Source organism: Campylobacter sp. (assembly GCF_017646085.1).
Taxonomy (GTDB): domain Bacteria; phylum Campylobacterota; class Campylobacteria; order Campylobacterales; family Campylobacteraceae; genus Campylobacter.
In genome coordinates this window covers 1-4,876 of record NZ_JAGCNF010000078.1, presented here as the reverse complement: position 1 = coordinate 4,876, position 4,876 = coordinate 1, and the positions used below count along the sequence as shown (strand labels likewise).

The 4,876-nt window shown below is 33.9% G+C and carries 5 protein-coding genes; 4 read left to right on the top strand and 1 reads right to left on the bottom strand.

The window, feature by feature from the left end; translation table 11 throughout:
* A partial coding sequence (gene thiC, locus J6V67_RS04400) for a phosphomethylpyrimidine synthase ThiC (protein WP_291859327.1) occupies positions 1-1,031 on the bottom strand: 1,031 nt, incomplete at its 3' end.
* Between the two features lie 355 nt (positions 1,032-1,386).
* Here thiC and J6V67_RS04395 point away from each other — a divergent pair.
* From J6V67_RS04395 to J6V67_RS04380, 4 genes are all read left to right on the top strand, one after another.
* Entirely contained in the window at positions 1,387-2,502 is a 1,116-nt protein-coding gene (locus tag J6V67_RS04395) for a bifunctional 2-C-methyl-D-erythritol 4-phosphate cytidylyltransferase/2-C-methyl-D-erythritol 2,4-cyclodiphosphate synthase (protein ID WP_291859324.1), read from the top strand.
* Entirely contained in the window at positions 2,499-3,371 is an 873-nt protein-coding gene (locus tag J6V67_RS04390) for a response regulator (RefSeq protein ID WP_291859321.1), read from the top strand. Before J6V67_RS04395 ends, J6V67_RS04390 begins: the two co-directional genes overlap by 4 nt.
* Positions 3,349-4,527, top strand: a complete 1,179-nt coding sequence (locus tag J6V67_RS04385; protein ID WP_291859318.1) for a sulfate adenylyltransferase — start codon at positions 3,349-3,351, stop codon at positions 4,525-4,527. Before J6V67_RS04390 ends, J6V67_RS04385 begins: the two co-directional genes overlap by 23 nt.
* Before the next feature lie 8 nt (positions 4,528-4,535).
* On the top strand, positions 4,536-4,876 hold a 341-nt coding region (locus J6V67_RS04380; protein WP_291859316.1), incomplete at its 3' end, for a phosphatidylglycerophosphatase A.

Below are 4,876 nucleotides of genomic sequence, written 5' to 3'. Positions count from 1 at the left end.
AAGCCTAGATGCTCTTTAGGCGTAACATAACATAACATACTAGCACCATGATATGCAGCCATAGTTCCACCAATAGCGCTTGTTATATGGTCATATCCAGCGCCAATATCAGTAGGCAATGGCCCAAGGATATAAAATGGTGCATCATCGCATAGTCTTTGCTGTTCTTTCATATTAAATTCAATCTGATTAAATGGTACATGGCCAGGTCCTTCTACCATTACTTGAACATTTTTAGCCCATGCTCTTCTAGTTAGATTTCCAAGCTCTTTTAGCTCAGCCATTTGAGCCTCATCGCTAGCATCAGCAAGGCAACCAGGGCGCAAGCTATCACCAAGAGATAGAGCTACATCATATTTAGCACATATATCGCATATATCATCAAATGCAGTATAGAATGGATTTTCTTTATGATGTTTCATCATCCAGCTAGCCATCAAGCTTCCACCACGGCTAACTATCCCCATTTTACGCTTAGCAACTAATGGCATAAACTCAAGCAAAAATCCAGCATGAATTGTAAAGTAACTCACGCCTTGTTTTGCTTGCTTTTCTATACAATCAAGCATAATTTGCGGAGTTAGATTGTCTAAATCTTTGATATCGTGGATTATTTGATAGATTGGCACAGTGCCAATTGGTACGGTTGAATTTGCTATAATTGCTCTTCTAATAGCATCTAAATCGCCGCCAGTGCTTAGATCCATTACAGTATCGGCTCCATATTTTAAACAGACATTTAGCTTTTCTATCTCTTCATTTATATTGCTAATTATCGCACTTGAGCCTATATTTGCATTTATTTTACAAGTTACTGCTCTACCTATTGCCATTGGGATTAGATTGTGGTGATTGATATTAGCTGGGATTATGAGTTTTCCACTTGCGACTAGTTCTCTAACCTTAGTAGCGTCTAATTTTTCTATATTTGCTACATACTCCATCTCCTTAGTGATTATACCATTTTTGGCATAATACATCTGAGTTGGAGTAGGGTCATTTTGGCGTTTTTGACACCACTCTTGTCTCATTTGCTGTCCTTTTTTAAGTTTTAAAGCTCAAATTCTACAACAGATAATTAAATACAAAACAACTCTTAAATTTATTTGTGAATTATATTTATATAATTTAATATTTTTAATGTTACAAATAGGACTTTTAAAGATACAATTGGGAATATGCTACACAAAAAAGCTTAAATTTAACATAGCTTAAATATACTTTTTAAGTGTAATTTGTAAGTAAATTTAAGTATTTTTGCTTTAAAATATCCATATTAAGGCCATCAAATGGCTAATTTATGATTAAAATAGATTTGACTTTCAGTCAAATAAAATTAAAAAAAGTGTATAATTTAGTAACATAATTTTAAATTTAGGACATATTTTGATTGATATCTCTTTAATAATGCTAGGCGCTGGAAGTTCTACAAGGTTTGGCCTAGCGACTAAAAAACAGTGGTTACGCACCAAAGATGACCCATTGTGGCTAAAAGCTACTAAAAATATAAGCTCAAATTATAATTTCAAAGAGATTATTGTAGTTAGTAATGAGTGTGAATATATGTCAAGATTTGCCTCAAATATTAAATTTATCCAAGGTGGCGCAACACGTCAAGAGAGCCTTAAAAATGCATTAAATCATATTAATAGCGATTATGTAATGGTAAGCGATATAGCTAGAATAGATATACCAGATACATTAATTAAAAGATTAATAAATGATGCAAATTTAGCAGATTGTATCGTTCCAGCGCTAAAAGTAAGCGATACAGTAGCTTATGCTAGCGAGTATATAAATAGAGATGAGTTAAAGAGAATTCAAACTCCACAACTATCTAAAACTAATATATTAAAAAAAGCCTTAGATAGCGATACAATCTATACAGATGATAGTTCAGCTATTGCAGCTATTGGTGGCAAGGTGTGGTATGTAGAAGGCGATGAGAGAGCTAGAAAGCTAACTTATAAAGATGATTTAAAACTCTTAAATATTGAACCACCATCAAGTGATATATTTTGCGGAAATGGCTTTGATGTGCATGCATTTTGCGAGGGTGATTATTTAAATTTAGCTGGAGTTAAAGTCCCATTTAATAAGGCTTTTAAGGCTCATAGCGATGGAGATGTGGCTATTCATGCGCTTTGTGATGCGATTTTAGGAGCAGCAGGCGCCCCTGATATTGGTCAGCTTTTCCCAGATAATGATATGAAATTTAAAGGGATTGATTCTAAAATTTTACTTAAACGCAGTGTAGAGTTTGTGCGATCTATTGGATTTGATATTATCAATGTTGATTTAACTATAATCTGCGAACAGCCAAAAATATCGCCATATAAAGATGAAATGGCAAAAACCATAGCAGATGTAATGGGATTAAGCAGATTTAGGGTAAATATAAAGGCTACTACCAGTGAAAAGCTAGGATTTACTGGACGTGGCGAAGGAGTTGCTGTAATGGCAAGTGCGAATTTAAAATATTTTGATTGGACTAGGGTATGAGAGTTTTAATAGTAGAAAATGAGATTTACCTAGCTCAAAGTATTGCTAGTAAGCTAGTTGAATTTGGCTATAGTTGCGAGATTGCGACTCATATATTTGAGGCTTTAAGAGATGATAGATATGATGTTGTGCTACTATCTACAAGCTTTAATTCAAAAGAGTTTTATAAGGTTATAGATAATCACAAAAACTCAATTATTATTTTACTTATTAGCTATATTAGCTCTGATACTGTATCAAACCCAATGAAAGCAGGAGTAAGTGATTATATTCAAAAGCCTTTTATGATAGAGGAGCTAGTTAGAAAGATTAAATTTTTTGAATCATTTAAACGCTATGAGATGTTAAATGAAACCTATAATATTATGCTAGAATCAGCTATGATAATCAATAAACCAACTAGCTTAGATTATAAAAAGATCAAGCTACCACTTATTATTCACTCTAGCAAAATTCAAATTAGTGATGGTTTTGTCTTTAGCTATTCTAAGGAGAGCGGATTAAACTGTAAAATTGTAGATGCTAAGCTTAGCTTTGATATCAAGGCTTTATTGCCAAATAGCTTTGTTTATATTAGAAATATTGATGAGCTTAGTCCTGATTCTAGGCTAAATTTAATCGAATCTCTTCGTGGTACGCCAACTATTATTCATAGCGCAAGTGACCATATAGGGTTTAACTCATTAAGTCTTGGTGAGCCTCGTGCTGCGATGATGAGCGATATACTATCAATTGATGAGTATGTCAAACAGATGATTTTATTATATCAAGATGTATTACCTGATACTGAGATATCAAAAAAGCTTGGAATATCTCGTAAATCAATATGGGAAAGAAGAAAAAAACATGATATCTACAGACAAAAGTAATACCATAAATATAAATCAAGATACATATGGCACTCTAGGCCTTATCAAAAATCAAATTCTTGGCAAATTTAAACGCTTAATGGATGCTAGTGAGGCTAGAACCGTATATCAAACCGGCTACTTCAGAGGTGAGCCAATGCCATATGCTTATACATTTGCGCCTTTTGGTAGACGAAATCAAGCCATAATAAGATCAGTTACTCAAGGACAAAAGCTCGAATTTGTTCTAAATGGCAATATTGTTGGCCATATGATTGTCTCATCAGTTTTTAAACTAGAAAATCCACAAAATAGTATATTTGCTGCTAGAGAGGTTGAATTAGATGAGGATAATAAAACAGGTAAATACGCAGTTAGCGGCGAATTTGAAATTTATGATCATAATTTAGCTAAGATTAAAGAAGATGTTCTAAATAGGATAAAGGAAAATAACTATCAAAAGGTTACTGCGCTGATGCTAACAGCTGATCCGTTTCATAGGTTGCATGAGAGGCTAGTGAGAATGACTATCGATAAAGCAGATATTACTATAATATTTTTAATCCGTACACTTGATAGTAAGCGAAATTTAGACTTTAAACTAAGACAAAAAACGCTAGAGTATTTTGTAAGCAACTTCTTGCCTAGTGAGCGAGTTATGATTGTGCCTTTTGAAAACACCTATCTATTTAGCAATCATATAAATCCAGTTCTTGAGTGTCTAGCAGCTTATAATTTTGGTGCAACCAAGCTAGTTGTGGGGCAAAATCACGGTGGAATCGGAATGTTTTTTGATCATAATCAGCCAAGTACCATCTTAGATAGTGTATCAAAAGATTTAGGAATTGAGCTAATTGTGATGCCTGAGCTGGTTTATTGCAATCAGTGTCGCACTATTGTTAGTACCAAAACATGCCCACATGGCCAGCACCATCATATTAAATATAAATCTGACACGCTCAAAGAGCTTTTATTTCGTGGGATTTTACCACCAGCAATATTAATGCGTAAAGAGATTTCAGCAATGATTTTAAGCACTCTATTTCCTGATAGATTTGAAAATTTCCAAAAGATTTGTGGCGATTTATTTCCAAATGTAGGGCTTTTAGAGGAGCGTACTCAAAATGATTTTTATCTAGAATTGATGAATTTATATCAGACAACTTCACTTACATAAGGATTAATATGCAAAAATTATTTGTAACTTTTTTTTACTCTGGATTATTGCGCCCAGCACCTGGGACATGGGGAAGTTTAGCTGGAGCGATAGTTGGCGTGGGAATATATCATTATATTGGATTAGAGACACTTTTTATGGCTAATATTTTGCTATTTTTAGCTAGTATTAGCATAATTGATTCTTATGAAGCCAAAAGTGGCACTCACGATGATAGCTCGATAGTTATCGATGAGGTTGCTGGCGTATGGCTAGCAATTTCTATAGCGCTTTCTAGCTGGCAACAGTTAGGGGTGGATAAATTTGGCTGGATTAGTGTGGTGCTAGCTTTTATCTTTTTTCGGATTTT